Raw genomic sequence first — 12861 nt, 5'->3', positions numbered from 1 at the left:
GGCCCGAACGGGGGACGTGGCGCCCGGGCCGCCGGCCCCGAAACCAGTTGCACACCCCCGGTAGAATGAATCCCATGGCAAATCTCCTCGCGGATTAGCGGCGTCGAAGCTTCGCGTCCTGCCCCCCTTCCGCCGTCCCGACCCGCCCTGGAGTATTTCCGTGATCACCGCCACCGGCATCGAGCTGCGCGCCGGCGCCCGCGTCCTCATCGAGTCCGCTTCCTTCCGCATCGCCAAGGGCGACCGCATCGGCCTGGTCGGCCGCAACGGAGCGGGCAAGACCACCCTCACCAAGTGCCTCGCGGGCGAAGGACAGCCCGCGGGCGGCTCCATCACCCGCTCGGGTGAGGTCGGCTACCTCCCGCAGGACCCCCGCACCGGTGACCTCGACGTCCTGGCCCGCGACCGGATCCTGTCCGCGCGCGGTCTCGACGTGCTGATCAAGAAGATGCGCATGAACGAGGAGCGCATCGCCACCGGCTCCGGCGCCACCCGCGAGAAGGCGCTCAAGCAGTACGAGCGCCAGGAGACCGAGTTCCTCACCAAGGGCGGGTACGCCGCCGAGTCCGAGGCCGCGACCATCTCGGCCGCCCTCAGCCTGCCGGACCGGGTCCTCGGCCAGCCGCTGCACACCCTCTCCGGTGGTCAGCGCCGCCGCGTCGAGCTCGCCCGGATCCTGTTCTCGGACGCCGACACCCTGCTCCTCGACGAGCCCACGAACCACCTCGACGCCGACTCCATCGTCTGGCTGCGCGACTACCTCAAGAACTACCGCGGTGGCTTCGTCGTGATTTCCCACGACGTCGACCTGGTCGAGACCGTCGTCAACAAGGTCTTCTACCTCGACGCCAACCGTTCGGTGATCGACATCTACAACATGGGCTGGAAGCTCTACCAGCAGCAGCGCGAGGCCGACGAGAAGCGCCGCAAGCGCGAGCGCCAGAACGCCGAGAAGAAGGCCGCGGCCCTGAACTCGCAGGCCGACAAGATGCGCGCCAAGGCGACCAAGACCGTCGCCGCGCAGAACATGGCCAAGCGCGCCGACCGCCTGCTCGCCGGCCTGGACGCCGTCCGCGTGTCCGACAAGGTCGCCAAGCTGCGCTTCCCGGAGCCCGCGCCCTGCGGGAAGACCCCGCTGACGGCCGAGGGCCTGTCGAAGTCGTACGGCTCCCTGGAGATCTTCACCGACGTCGACCTGGCCATCGACAAGGGCTCGCGCGTCGTCATCCTCGGCCTCAACGGCGCCGGCAAGACCACGCTGCTGCGCCTCCTGGCGGGCGCCGAGAAGCCCGACACCGGCGAGGTCACCCCCGGCCACGGCCTGAAGCTCGGCTACTACGCCCAGGAGCACGAGACGCTCGACCCCGAGCGCACCGTCCTGGAGAACATGCGCTCGGCCGCGCCGGACCTGGACCTGGTCGCCGTGCGCAAGACGCTCGGCTCCTTCCTGTTCTCCGGCGACGACGTGGACAAGCCCGCGGGCGTGCTCTCCGGCGGTGAGAAGACCCGTCTGGCCCTGGCCACGCTGGTCGTCTCCTCGGCGAACGTGCTCCTGCTCGACGAGCCCACCAACAACCTCGACCCGGCCAGCCGTGAGGAGATCCTGGGCGCGCTGCGCACCTACAAGGGCGCGGTCATCCTCGTCACGCACGACGAGGGCGCCGTCGAGGCCCTGGAGCCGGAGCGGATCATCCTGCTCCCGGACGGCGTCGAGGACCTGTGGGGCCCGGACTACCGGGACCTGGTGGCCCTCGCCTGACCGCCGGCGGGCCCTCGCCCGCCCCCGCCCCGTCCGCGCGGTCTGATCCAGTTCCTTATGGATCATTCGGCCCAGGGGTGATCCATCATCTGAGTGAGACGGTCTGGTACCGATCTACGACGTACGACGGCCCCGGTCGCGCCCGAGCAGGTGCGCGAGCGGGGCCGCCGGTTTTCCGGCGCCGCGCCCCTGACCAGGAGATTCCCGGTGAGGGTGAAGAAGTGTGACGGAAGTCATGCGGCGGAAGAGGAGATTCCGTTCTGCTCGGGCGTCCACCCCTCGGGAAATGCCGCCGTACCGACCTTGCGGAATGGGTGGCCAGGAAGCCGGGGAGGGGTGATCATGAGAAGTCCAGAGCGCACTTCCCACGAGGAGGCACGGGTGGCCGAGACTCTGAAGAAGGGCAGCCGGGTTACCGGCGCCGCGCGCGACAAGCTCGCGGCAGACCTGAAGCGAAAGTACGACTCCGGTGCGAGTATCCGGGCGCTGGCCGAAGAGACCGGCCGGTCCTACGGATTCGTCCACCGGATGCTCAGTGAGTCCGGGGTATCGCTGCGCGGTCGCGGTGGCGCGACGCGCGGCAAGAAGGCCGCCACGGCCTGACCTTTCCCCGGTCCCATCGGTTCGAACGGTTCCAACAGTTCCCATTCCAATGGTTCCAACGGTCCGGATCCACCTTCGGTGACCCCCGGTCGGCCCTTTGGTCGACTGGGTGGTTACTGTGCAGTCACTTAGGCCGAGAACGCGGCCGACCGCACACCGGAGGCATTCGGATGGCTCTGCTCGACAAGGACGGCGTACGACTCACCGTCGACGACACGCTCGCCACGGTGACACTGACCAATCCGGCCAAGCGAAATGCCCAATCCCCCGCGCTCTGGCGGGCTTTGGCGGAGGCCGGACGGTTGTTGCCGGGCACTGTCCGGGTCGTCGTGCTGCGCGGCGAGGGCAAGTCCTTCTCCGCGGGACTCGACCGTCAGGCGTTCACCCCCGAAGGTTTCGAGGGCGAGCCGTCCTTCCTCGACCTGGCACGTGGGTCGGACGAACTGCTCGACTCCACCATCGCCGAGTACCAGGAGGCGTTCACCTGGTGGCGCCGCAATGACATCGTCTCCGTCGCCGCCGTACAGGGGCACGCGATCGGCGCAGGCTTCCAGCTCGCGCTCGCGTGCGACCTGCGCGTGGTCGCGGACGACGTCCAGTTCGCCATGCGCGAGACCAGCCTGGGCCTGGTCCCCGACCTCGCCGGCACCCAGCCGCTGACCTCGCTGGTCGGCTATGCCCGTGCGCTCGAAATCTGCGCCACGGGCCGCTTCGTGCACGCCGAGGAGGCGGAGCGGGTCGGCCTCGCCAACCTGGTCGTCCCCGCCGACGAGCTCGACGCGGCCGTCCAGGACCTCGCCACGGCCCTGCTCGCACCGCCGCGTGACGCCGTCGTCGAGACCAAGGCGCTGCTGCGGGACGCCCAGTCGCGCCCGTACGACGACCAGCGCGCCGCCGAGCGCGCCGCCCAGGCCCGCCGACTGCGCGACCTGGCCGGGCTCTCGGACTGACACGGCCCCGGGCCGGCGCCCCGCCCAGGGACGCCCGGCCCCGGCACGGCCGCACGACCAGGGGCTTCTCCGCCCGCTGCCGCCCGGGTGCCAGGGCCCTCCGTCACACGGAAGGCCCGACCCGGTTCCGTCGCGCGCCCCGGGGCCTTTCGGACCCACGCCGCCCGGGGCGTCCCGGCACCCCCGTGACCGGGACGACCCGGGCCGGCTCCGCCGAGCGGCCCCGGGCCCCCGGTCCTCGAACGGCCGGGTGCCCGTGCTCGTACCGGCTAGTGCTCTGACCGGAAAGGTTCACCGCCTCACGACGCCCGGCACGGCACCTCGCCGCGTTGTCGCGCCACGCAAGTACGTCCAGTACAAGGCGTGGCCCTCCGCCTTGCGATGCACCGCACCGGACGCCGCGAGCCGGCAAACCTTTCCGGCCAGAGCACTAGGGGATCAGCAGCGCCTTGCCCGGCACCGTGCGGGCCTCGATCGCGCGGTGCGCCGCCTCCGCCTCGGCCAGCGGGAACGTCCGGGCGATGACCGGGCGCAGCCGCCCCGCGGCGGCCTGCTCGAACGCGACCGCCGTCAGCCGGGCGATCTCCGCCGCCGGGAACCGGACCTCCGCGATCCCCCGCACCGTGAGCCCCCGGCGCTCCACCTGTGCCGGGTCGAGCTCCGTGAAACCGCCGCTCGGCGCCCCGTGCGCCGAGATCCGGCCCCCGTCCCGGACCAGGGCGAACGCCGCCAGGCCCAGCTCGCCGCCCACCCCGTCCAGCAGCACGTCCACCGGCCCGCCGACCCGCTCCGTCCAGCCGGGCTCCGAGTAGTCCACCACCGTCTCCGCACCGAGCTCCCGTACCAGCGCCAGCTTCCGCTCGCCGCGCGCCGCACCGATCACCCGGGCCCCCGCCGCCACCGCGATCTGCACCAGCAAGGTGCCCATCCCGCCCGCCGCTCCCAGGATCAGCACCCGCTCACCCGGCCGGATCCCGATCCCCTCGGCGATGCCCGTCCCGGTCACCCCGTCGTGCGCCAGCGCCGCGGCCTCCCGCGGGCCCAGCCCCTCGGGGACCGGAACCAGGCCCTCCAGGGGGACGGGCACCAGCTCCGCGTAGGTCCCCTTCGTACCCGCCGCGGCAACGGCCCGGCGCCCCAGCCAGGCCGGATCCACCCCCTCGCCCACGGCCACGACCGTGCCCGCGGCCGCGCCGCCGGGGACGTACGGGGGCCGGATGCCGAAGGCCTCGCCCCAGCCGCCGCGGATCTGGGTCTCCACGAAGATGGTGTCGACGGCCTCGGTCCGGATCACCACCTCGCCCGCGGCCGGGACCGGATCCGGCACCTCGACGGGAACCAGCACCTCGGGACCGCCGTAGACGTCCACCCGTATCGCGCGCATGCGCTTCCCCCTTCTCAGCCTGACGCCCTCGCGCCTTCGCGCCCTCGCGTCCTCGCGTCTTGATCAACGTGACCACTCTCGGACCTCGACCGAGGTTGAGGTCAAGCGCGGACGGGCGGGGATTCCTCCGGGTGCGCCGCCCTGGGCGCGCCATTCGGGCCGCGCGCTTACGGTGGTCGGGAGTCGTTCCTTCGAGGTACGTCATTCCCAAGGAGATGCGATGACCGAATCCGCATCAGGCAGCTCCGGCAAGGAACCCGGCGAGCGGGGCCGTACGACCATCGCCGACGGGGTGGTCGAGAAGATCGCCGGGCTGGCCGCCCGCGAGGTGGTCGGTGTGCACGCCCTGGGCAGCGGCGGCGGCCTGTCCCGCACGTTCGGCGCGGTCCGTGACCGCGTCCCCGGCGGCGGCAAGCCATCCGTCAGCCGCGGGGTCAAGGCGGAGGTCGGCGAGGTCCAGACCGCCCTCGACCTGGAGATCGTCGTCGACTACGGCGTGGCGATCCGCCAGGTCGCCCGGGAGGTCCGCGAGAACGTCATCTCGGCGGTCGAGCGGATGACCGGACTGGAGGTGGTCGAGGTCAACATCGCCGTCAGCGACGTCAAGCTGCCCGACGAGCCCGACGAGGAGCCGGAGACCCGTCTCCAGTAGCCGAGAGGAGCCGCAATGAGAATGGCGGTCGCCGGTCTGTTCGCCGGCATGGCCCTGGGGTTCGCCGGTTTCTTCGGCGGTTTCGGGGCGTTCCTGCTGGTGGCGGCCCTCGGCGCCGTCGGCTTCGTCGCCGGGCGCTTCCTCGACGGGGACCTGGACCCCGGCGACCTGTTCCGCCGCCGCGACGACCGGCACGGGTGAGCCGCCCATGAGCGAGCCGAAGGCCGAGTCGATGGCCGAGTCGATGGTCGAGCCGCAGGGCGGTCCGATGCGGTCCACCCCGCCCAGGGTGGCTCCCGCCGACCGGGGATCCACCCGGATCGCCGACGGGGTGGTGGCCAAGATCGCCGCCCAGGCCGCCCGAGAGGTGCTCCCCGCCCCCTCGGGCGCGCCCCCGCACGCCACCGTCACCGTGCACCACGACATCGCGCGGGTCCGGGTCAGTCTGGAACTCGACTACCCCGCCGACCTCGCGGCCCAGTGCGCGGCCGTACGGAGTCGGGTCACCCGGCGCGTCGAGGAGTGCGCGGAGATGTCCGTGCCCGAGGTCGACATCGACGTCGAGCACCTGCACTCCACGCAGACCCGGCTCGCCGCCGGGCGGGACCGGCGGCTGCGGTGACCGCCCCGGCCGCCCGGTTCCGCTCCTCCCGGCGCATCCCCGCCGCCCTCACCGCACTCGTCCTGCTCGCGGTCGCGGCCCTCTTCCTCTACGACCTGGCCGCCGTGCGGGCCCACCGGCCCGCCATGCGCTGGCGCCACGAGCTCGCCGTCCACCTCGACCGGCTCACCCCCGCGGACCTCGCGGTGCAGGTGACCGGCGCGGCCCTCGCCGTGGTCGGGGCGCTGCTCCTGTTCCTCGCGTGCACCCCCGGCCTGCGGGGGATCCTCCCGATGCGGACCCCCGGTCAGGTCGCCGGGGTGCGGGCCGGGCTCGGCCGCAGGGACGCCGCCCAGGTGCTGCGGGACCGGGCCATGGAGGTGTCGGGCGTGCGGTCGGTGCGGGTCAGGGTGGGCCGGTCCCACGTCGCGGTGCGGGCCACCTCGCACTTCCGCGAGCTGGACGACGTACGGGCCGACCTGGACGAGGTGCTCGCCGTCGCCATCGGGGAACTGGGCCTCGCGCACCCGCCGAGTCCGCGCGTACGGGTCAGGAGGTGAGCGGGAGATGCTCGGGAAGGTGAACCGGGTCCTGCTGGCGGTCGCCGGAGCGGTCCTGGTGGCCGCCGGGGTCGTGCTGCTCACCGGCACCCGGCCGCTGCACGGGCGGCACGCTCCGCTGCTCACCGCGCAGGACCGGGTCCGGTACGGGCACGGCGAGGGCTGGTGGTGGTGGGCGGTGGTCGCCGGGCTCGCGGTGTGCGTGCTGCTGGCGCTGTGGTGGCTGGTGTCCCAGCTGCGGCGGGCCCGGCTCGCGGCCGTCGAGGTCGACACCGGGGACGGGGCCTTCGCCGTGCTGCGGGGGCGCGCCCTGGAGGAGGCCGTCGCCGCGGAGGCCGGCGCCCTCGACGGCGTGGCCCGCTGCAAGGCCTCGCTGCGGGGCCGGCGCGGTTCGCCGGCCCTGCGGGTCGCGATGGAACTGGAACCCCACGGCGTGCCCGCGGACGCGCTGTCCGCCCTCGCGGGCCCGGTCCTGGACCATGCCCGCACCTCGGCGGGCCTCCCGGAACTCCCGGCGGAGGCCCGCCTCAAGGTGACCTCGCACCGGGCGCAGCGGGTGCTGTGAGGAGCCGGCCCGACGGTCAGAAGCCGTGCCGGGCGCCGCCGTCCACCGGGAGCATGACCCCCGTCAGGTACGAGGCGGCGGGCGAGAGCAGGAACGCGGCCGCGCGGCCGAACTCCTCCGCGGTCCCGTACCGGCGCAGCGGGATCCGGGACTCGTTCCCGGCGCGGGCCGCCTGCGCGTCGCCGGACAGCGCGTCGAGTTCGCGCACCCGGTCGGTGTCGATGCGCGCCGGGAGCAGGCCGACGACGCGGATCCCGCGCGGGCCCAGATCCGCCGAAAGGGACTTGGCGAAGCCCGCCAGGCCCGGCCGCAGGCCGTTGGAGATGGTCAGGCCGGGAATCGGCTCGTGCACCGAACCGGACAGGACGAAGCCGATGACCCCGCCCTCGCCGAGCTCGGCGGCGGCCGCCCGGGCCAGACGGACCGCCCCGAGGAAGACCGCGTCGAAGGCGGCCGACCACTGCTCGTCGGTGTTGTCCGAGGCGAGGCCGGGGGCCGGGCCGCCGACACTGACGAGGATCCCGTCGAAGCGGCCGAACTGCTCGCGCGCGGCGGCGATGAGCCGGCCGGGTGCCTCCGGGTCGGCGTTGTCGGCGGCCACGCCGATCGCGTTCGGGCCCAGCTCGGCGGCGGCGTCGGCCGCCCGCTTCGCGTCGCGGCCCGTCAGGACGACCTTCGCGCCATCGGCGGTCAGCTCACGTGCGGAGGCGAAACCGAGGCCGCGGGTGGCGCCGGTGACTACGTAGACGCGGTCTTTCAGTCCAAGATCCATGCCGACACGCTACGCGGTCGCGGGCTCGGCTTCCACGGCCGCCGCCTTGGCCGCCGCCTCCTCGCGGTCCTTCTTCTCCCGTCGTACGAGGACCAGCCAGCCCACCGGCACCGCGGACGCGAACAGCCACCACTGCACGGCGTACGCCATGTGCGCGCCGATCGAGTCGTGGTCGGGTTCGGCGATGATCTCGGGGCCGTCGCCCGTCGGGGCCGGAGCGGTGAGCTCCATGTAGCCGCCGAGGACGGGCCTGCCCAGGTACTGCGCCTGCTGCGCGCTGTTGATCAGCATCACCTGGCGGTCCGGCAGACCCTTGCGGTCCTTGATGCCGCTGCCGCCGCTCGTCTCGTCGGCCTTCAGCCGGCCGGTGACGGTGACCTCGCCGGAGGGAGCGGCCGGCACCGGTGGATAGGCGCGGGGGTCGTCGCCGCCGGGCACCCAGCCGCGGTCGACCAGCGCGACCCGGCCGTCGCCGAGGACCAGCGGGGTCACGACGTGGAAGCCGACCTTGTCGTTGTTCGAGGTCCGCATCCGCACGGCCACCTCGTGAGCGGTGTCGTACGTGCCGGTCGCGGTGACGGCCCGCCAGACGTCCTCGCGGGGCACCTCGTGCCCGGGGGACGTGACCTCCGCCACGGGGACCGGCTTCGCCCCCAGGTTCGTCGCGATCAGCTCGTTCTGCGCGACCCGGTGCACATGGCGGTGGTACTGCCAGAACCCCAGCTTGATCATCACGGGGATGAGGACGAGGGCGACGAGGGTGAGGCACACCCACTGCCGGGTCAGCACAAAGCGGTACACGCGGACGACGTTACCCCCAGCGCGGAAGACCCCGGCGGCCGGGTGGCCGTCCGGGGTCCGGAGGGGGAACGGGGGAGACGGGGTGCGGGGGAGTCAGACGCGGTCGACGATGCCCACCTTCCCCTCCGCGCGGGCGCAGTGCGCCCCGCAGAACCACTGGCCCTCGACCTCGACGCCCTGTCCGATGATCTGGACCCGGCAGTGCTCGCAGACGGGCGCCATGCGGTGGATGGCGCAGGAGAAGCAGTCGAAGACGTGCACCGCGCCCTGCGCGTGCACTTCGAACGACATGCCGTAATCGTTTCCGCAGACCTCACAACGTGCCATGCGCCGAATGCTGCGCACGGCGGAGGACCGGAACAAGATCCAGCGGGGTGAGTCGCCGAGCCGGCACCCGGCCGGCGCAACGCCCCCGCTCGGGACCCGCTCAGGACTCGGGTCGGGAATCCGCGTCCGCCACGTCCCGCAGCAGCTGGGTGAAGGCCGCCTCGTCGACGACGGGCGTCCCGAAGGACTTCGCCTTGACCGTCTTCGACGTCGCCGAGTCGGGGTCGTTCGTCACCAGCAGGCTCGTGAGCCGCGACACGCTCGTGGCGACGTGCAGACCCGCCTCGACCGCACGGTCCTCCAGCAGCTCCCGCTCCACCGACGTGTCGCCGGAGAAGGCGATCCGCATCCCCTGCTTCAGCGGCTTGCCGTCCTCATAGCGCCCCGGGTTCGGGTGCGGGCACGGCGGCCGCTTGCGCGAGGGCCGCCAGCCGCTGTTCCCGTACGAGGACTGGTAGCCCACCCGCGGAGCGGCGGCCGAGTCCGACCACTCCGTCAGCGGCCGGCACTCCAGCAGGGGCAGCCGTACGCCGCCGCGCGCGGCCGCGTGCAGGGACGGGCGGAACGCCTCGGCGAGTACCCGGGCGTCGTCGAGCGCGTGGTGGGCGCGCTGCTGGACCACCCCGAAGTGCGCGGCGAGCGACTCCAGCTTGTGGTTGGGCAGCGGGAGGTTCAGCTCCTTCGACAGGGCGATCGTGCACAGCCGCTGACGGACCGGCGCGGTCACCTCGGCACGGGCGTACTCCCGGGCGATCATCTGCCAGTCGAAGATGGCGTTGTGGGCGACCAGCACCCGGTCCGCGAGCCGGTCCGCGAACTCCTCGGAGATGTCCTTGAAGAGCGGGGCGTCGGCGAGCATCGCGCTCGTCAGACCGTGGATCCACACCGGCCCGGGGTCACGCTGCGGGTTGACCAGCGTGTACCAGTGGTCCTCCACGTTGCCCTGAGCGTCGAGCCGGTAGACGGCGGCGGAGACTATCCGGTCGTCGCGAGCGAGCCCGGTGGTCTCCACGTCGACGACCGCGTACCCCTTCGGGTACGCGGTCGGCCACGTCGTCTCTGCGGTCGTACGGTCGGCGAGCATGGTCACAGAGGATATCGGCCCCGACCGACAGCCGTGGCCGCGATGTCCGCCCGGCCCAGCTCGGCCAGCAGGTCCCCGGCGCTCACCCGGGCGAACTCGCCCGATGCTTCGGCGGGTCCGGGAAACAGCCGGTACGCCGTCCCCGAAGCCGCCGCCGGGGCCGCGCCCGCGTGCACGGTCGCCAGGAACACCCGCCTGCCCGCCGCCACTTGGGCGGCCTCCGCGTCGGCGTCAGCCGCCCCGCGACGCTCCTGCGGCGGCTCCAGGGCCGAGATCCGCGAGGCGAAGGCGGCCGCCGGTTCGCAGTCCCCGGCCCGGTACAACCACAGCTCGTCGGGGAGCTCGGGACCGGCGGACCGGCGCACGACGGCCACTTGGCGGGAGCGGGCCGCGGCCCGCCACACCACCAGGTCCCACATGCTCGTACGCGTGCCGGAGCCGAAGTGCTCCCACACGTCGCGGGCGACGGACCCCAGCCGGTTCCCGTGCGAGGCCACGCTCTGGAAGCCGCCCGACGGCGGCAGGTGGACGTCCGCCCACAGGGCCCGGCGGGAGGCCAGGTCCACCACCATCGGCATGCACACCCGCGACTGCCCGGCCAGGTCGAAGCGCTGCCGGACGCTGCGCGGGTCGTACGAGGAGTCGCGCGGGCCGTCCGCCGGCAGGGCCATGAAACCGGCGAAGGCGTCCGGGAGCTCGTCGAAGGGCACGTTGTCGAAGGCGAAGACCAGTGGGACGGCGAACGCGTCCCCGTTGCCCGCGAGCGCGGCCAGGTCCAGGTCCACGTACTCGGTGGCGCCGTCCGGCGCGGGCGCCGAGGTCAGGTCGCCCGAGTGGGTGGCGGCCCCGCGCGGCCCGTGCCGGAGCGTCGTGTAGTCGCACACGCCCGTGAACCGCCACTCGGCGTCGAAGAAGGCGACGGACAGGTCGAGGTCGGTTCTGTTGCCCGCGGGCTCCGTCCAGTGCAGGAACAGCCGTAGCACCTCACCCTCGGGCAGGATCTGCGTACTGCCCCGGGGCACGGCCACCAGCGCCCGGGCGGCGGTGCGCTCGCCGAACGGCACCGTCAGGTCCGCGAGCCCGGAGTCGAGGACGGCCAGCTCGTACGGCTCCCCTTCGGCCGCCGCGAACCGGCGCAGCACCTCGGCCTCCAGCCGGGCCACGACCTCCCCGACGAGCGGCGCGGGCAGCGGGGCCCGCTCGTCCCACGCCACCTGGGCGCGGGCGACCTCTCCGCGCGGGAAGAACACCCGGCGCCCGCCCCTGCGGTCCTCGGCCCGGGCCCGCAGCGCGCCGAGCGCGGACAGCAGCGGGCCCGCGCCGACGGCGGGCAGGGCGCGCTCCAGCGCCTTCTCCAGCTCGGGGACGAACTCCTCGCCGGGATGCAGGCGCAGCAGGTGGTCGAGGCGGCGCACGAGTTCCCCCGGCCGCTCGCCGGCCAGCGCGGCAGCCGCCCCCGCGTCCCCGTGGGCGAGGGCCTCCTCGATCCGGCCGGACCAGGTGGCGGGCCGGATCCGGTCCCCGTCCACGCGGACGGCGTCCGGATGCGCGGCGGCCGTCTCCAGCAGCGCCGCGCCGAACGGGGTGGCGGCGGACACGGTGGTGGCCCGCAGCACGGCGAAGGCCAACGCGGCCCGCGGGTGCCGGGCGTGCCGCTCGAAGGGGTGCAGGCGCTCCGCGGCCCGCTTCCAGGCGGTGGGGTGCCGCAGCAGGTCCTCGACCAGGTACTGCGGGTTCAACGCGTCGAGCACCGCGAGGAGTTCCCGGCGCAGCGGCCGGCCGGGGTTGGCGAACCGCGGCAGCGGCAGCAGGCCCGCCTCTCCGCCGGAGACCACCGCGAGCAGCCGCAGCACGTCGGTCGCGGTGGTGAGCCGGGCGGCGAGCAGCGCCCGCGCCGCGTCCTCGGTCCGCCAGTCGCCCAGCAGCGTGCCGAGGACCAGCGCCTTGGTCTCCCGTACGGGGATCTCCTCGGGGAACCAGCCGAGGTCGGCCGGGGCGGCGGCGATCAGCAGGGCCAGGTCGTCGCGGTCCTCGGGGGACAGCGGGGTCTGCCGGGCGAGCAGCGAGGCGACCACGCGGGCGCAGTCGCCCGGCAGGTCGGTGCCGAGGCGCAGCAGCCGCAGCGGGCCCGCGGGCAGGTCCTCGGTCGTGCGGCCGGCCCGCTTGGCGCGCTCGTCGCGGTCCGGGCGCAGGAAGGGATCGGCGGGGTCGACGCGCCGGTTGCAGACGGGGCAGCCGGTGTGGTCGGCGCCGTCCCAGCAGGTGCGGCACACGAGGTGGGCGCAGGGCGCGACGGGGTGGACCGTGCCGTGCTCGCCGCAGAGCACGCACGGCTGCTCGGGCTCCTGGAGCAGCAGCGCGAAGACCCGGGCGACGTACCAGCGCTCGGTGTCGTGCGGGATGGAGAAGGGGAAGCGACGGAAGAGCGGCTTGTGCACCCGGTCGGCGCCCATCAGTTCGTCCACCAGCGCGAGCAGCCGCAGCCGTTCCTCGGCCAGGTCGGTCGGCGCGAGCACCGACAGGGCGGCGTACAGCTCCGCGCTCAGCGCGTGGCCGCGCTCCAGGAGCTCGCCCTCCAGGGGCCGGACCCCTTCGAGGCCGGGCGAGGCCGCGGCCGGCGGCCGGTCGATGTGGACGGTGCCGAGCCGGCGCAGCAGGACGGACTCGATGGCAGACACTGGTGGATCCCCCTCCGGACATGACGAAGCGGGGGCGGAGAGTGGGCGCGCGGGATCTTCGACAGAGGTGAGAAGGATGCACGCCGGGGAGCCGCCCCCGCGCATCCGATCCCACCACGGGCACG

The 12861-nt window shown here is 73.8% G+C and carries 14 protein-coding genes; 8 read left to right on the top strand and 6 right to left on the bottom strand.

The features are described from left to right. Positions 1 to 160: 160 nt before the first annotated feature. The 3 genes from ACFYYJ_RS33715 (at position 161) to ACFYYJ_RS33705 (ending at position 3312) form a co-directional block, all read left to right on the top strand. Positions 161 to 1759 (top strand): ABC-F family ATP-binding cassette domain-containing protein, encoded by a 1599-nt coding sequence (locus tag ACFYYJ_RS33715; protein ID WP_384749490.1) that lies wholly within the window; start codon positions 161 to 163, stop codon positions 1757 to 1759. A 381-nt stretch (positions 1760 to 2140) separates the two neighbouring features. After that, the gene (locus ACFYYJ_RS33710; protein WP_376658873.1) at positions 2141 to 2362 is read left to right on the top strand and encodes a helix-turn-helix domain-containing protein; all 222 of its coding nucleotides are present in this window, start codon (positions 2141 to 2143) and stop codon (positions 2360 to 2362) included. Positions 2363 to 2532: 170 nt separating this feature from the next. Further along, a complete protein-coding gene (locus ACFYYJ_RS33705; RefSeq protein ID WP_385129172.1) occupies positions 2533 to 3312 on the top strand; it encodes an enoyl-CoA hydratase/isomerase family protein in 780 nt (259 codons plus the stop codon). A gap of 430 nt (positions 3313 to 3742) precedes the next feature. Here ACFYYJ_RS33705 and ACFYYJ_RS33700 read toward each other — a convergent pair whose 3' ends face one another. Continuing rightward, positions 3743 to 4696, bottom strand: coding sequence for a zinc-binding dehydrogenase (locus tag ACFYYJ_RS33700; RefSeq protein ID WP_389137952.1), 954 nt, complete (start codon positions 4694 to 4696; stop codon positions 3743 to 3745). Positions 4697 to 4916: 220 nt separating this feature from the next. Between ACFYYJ_RS33700 and ACFYYJ_RS33695 the strand changes: the two genes are divergently transcribed. The 5 genes from ACFYYJ_RS33695 (at position 4917) to amaP (ending at position 7074) form a co-directional block, all read left to right on the top strand. Continuing rightward, on the top strand, positions 4917 to 5348 hold the full coding sequence (locus ACFYYJ_RS33695) for an Asp23/Gls24 family envelope stress response protein (RefSeq protein ID WP_385129176.1): 432 nt from the start codon (positions 4917 to 4919) through the stop codon (positions 5346 to 5348). Between the two features lie 15 nt (positions 5349 to 5363). Beyond that, entirely contained in the window at positions 5364 to 5549 is a 186-nt protein-coding gene (locus ACFYYJ_RS33690; protein ID WP_385129178.1) for a hypothetical protein, read from the top strand. A 67-nt stretch (positions 5550 to 5616) separates the two neighbouring features. Further along, positions 5617 to 5970, top strand: a complete 354-nt coding sequence (locus ACFYYJ_RS33685) for an Asp23/Gls24 family envelope stress response protein (RefSeq protein ID WP_385365548.1) — start codon at positions 5617 to 5619, stop codon at positions 5968 to 5970. Further along, positions 5967 to 6509 carry a DUF6286 domain-containing protein gene (locus ACFYYJ_RS33680; protein ID WP_389137950.1) on the top strand — a complete coding sequence of 181 codons (543 nt, stop codon included), beginning with the start codon at positions 5967 to 5969 and terminating at the stop codon, positions 6507 to 6509. The genes ACFYYJ_RS33685 and ACFYYJ_RS33680 overlap by 4 nt, the downstream gene beginning before the upstream one ends. A 7-nt stretch (positions 6510 to 6516) precedes the next feature. Continuing rightward, positions 6517 to 7074 (top strand): alkaline shock response membrane anchor protein AmaP, encoded by a 558-nt coding sequence (gene amaP / locus ACFYYJ_RS33675; RefSeq protein WP_385365538.1) that lies wholly within the window; start codon positions 6517 to 6519, stop codon positions 7072 to 7074. 16 nt (positions 7075 to 7090) lie between these two features. On the opposite strand, the gene ACFYYJ_RS33670 is transcribed toward amaP, so the two are convergent. From ACFYYJ_RS33670 to ACFYYJ_RS33650, 5 genes are all read right to left on the bottom strand, one after another. Continuing rightward, complete coding sequence (locus ACFYYJ_RS33670; protein WP_389137948.1) at positions 7091 to 7846, bottom strand: SDR family oxidoreductase; 756 nt, start codon at positions 7844 to 7846, stop codon at positions 7091 to 7093. A 9-nt stretch (positions 7847 to 7855) separates the two neighbouring features. Continuing rightward, the gene (locus ACFYYJ_RS33665) at positions 7856 to 8647 is read right to left on the bottom strand and encodes an SURF1 family protein (RefSeq protein WP_385129186.1); all 792 of its coding nucleotides are present in this window, start codon (positions 8645 to 8647) and stop codon (positions 7856 to 7858) included. A 93-nt stretch (positions 8648 to 8740) separates the two neighbouring features. Next, the gene (locus tag ACFYYJ_RS33660) at positions 8741 to 8974 is read right to left on the bottom strand and encodes a hypothetical protein (RefSeq protein ID WP_215139859.1); all 234 of its coding nucleotides are present in this window, start codon (positions 8972 to 8974) and stop codon (positions 8741 to 8743) included. A gap of 100 nt (positions 8975 to 9074) precedes the next feature. Next, entirely contained in the window at positions 9075 to 10064 is a 990-nt protein-coding gene (locus ACFYYJ_RS33655; protein ID WP_385129188.1) for a DEDDh family exonuclease, read from the bottom strand. Next, entirely contained in the window at positions 10061 to 12736 is a 2676-nt protein-coding gene (locus ACFYYJ_RS33650; protein WP_389137945.1) for an MXAN_6230/SCO0854 family RING domain-containing protein, read from the bottom strand. The genes ACFYYJ_RS33655 and ACFYYJ_RS33650 overlap by 4 nt, the downstream gene beginning before the upstream one ends. Positions 12737 to 12861 lie beyond the last annotated feature (125 nt).

Source organism: Streptomyces sp. NPDC002467 (assembly GCF_042889825.1).
Taxonomy (GTDB): domain Bacteria; phylum Actinomycetota; class Actinomycetes; order Streptomycetales; family Streptomycetaceae; genus Streptomyces.
This window is presented reverse-complemented; position numbering and strand designations above follow the sequence as displayed.

What these genes read in the sequence shown, in the direction of transcription:
- ACFYYJ_RS33700 (WP_389137952.1), bottom strand. Translation starts at nt 4,696, where the DNA reads ATGCGCGCGATACGGGTGGACGTCTACGGCGGTCCCGAGGTGCTGGTT.
- ACFYYJ_RS33685 (WP_385365548.1), top strand. Translation starts at nt 5,617, where the DNA reads ATGCGGTCCACCCCGCCCAGGGTGGCTCCCGCCGACCGGGGATCCACC.
- ACFYYJ_RS33705 (WP_385129172.1), top strand. Translation starts at nt 2,533, where the DNA reads ATGGCTCTGCTCGACAAGGACGGCGTACGACTCACCGTCGACGACACG.
- amaP (WP_385365538.1), top strand. Translation starts at nt 6,517, where the DNA reads ATGCTCGGGAAGGTGAACCGGGTCCTGCTGGCGGTCGCCGGAGCGGTC.
- ACFYYJ_RS33660 (WP_215139859.1), bottom strand. Translation starts at nt 8,974, where the DNA reads ATGGCACGTTGTGAGGTCTGCGGAAACGATTACGGCATGTCGTTCGAA.
- ACFYYJ_RS33695 (WP_385129176.1), top strand. Translation starts at nt 4,917, where the DNA reads ATGACCGAATCCGCATCAGGCAGCTCCGGCAAGGAACCCGGCGAGCGG.
- ACFYYJ_RS33690 (WP_385129178.1), top strand. Translation starts at nt 5,364, where the DNA reads ATGAGAATGGCGGTCGCCGGTCTGTTCGCCGGCATGGCCCTGGGGTTC.
- ACFYYJ_RS33670 (WP_389137948.1), bottom strand. Translation starts at nt 7,846, where the DNA reads ATGGATCTTGGACTGAAAGACCGCGTCTACGTAGTCACCGGCGCCACC.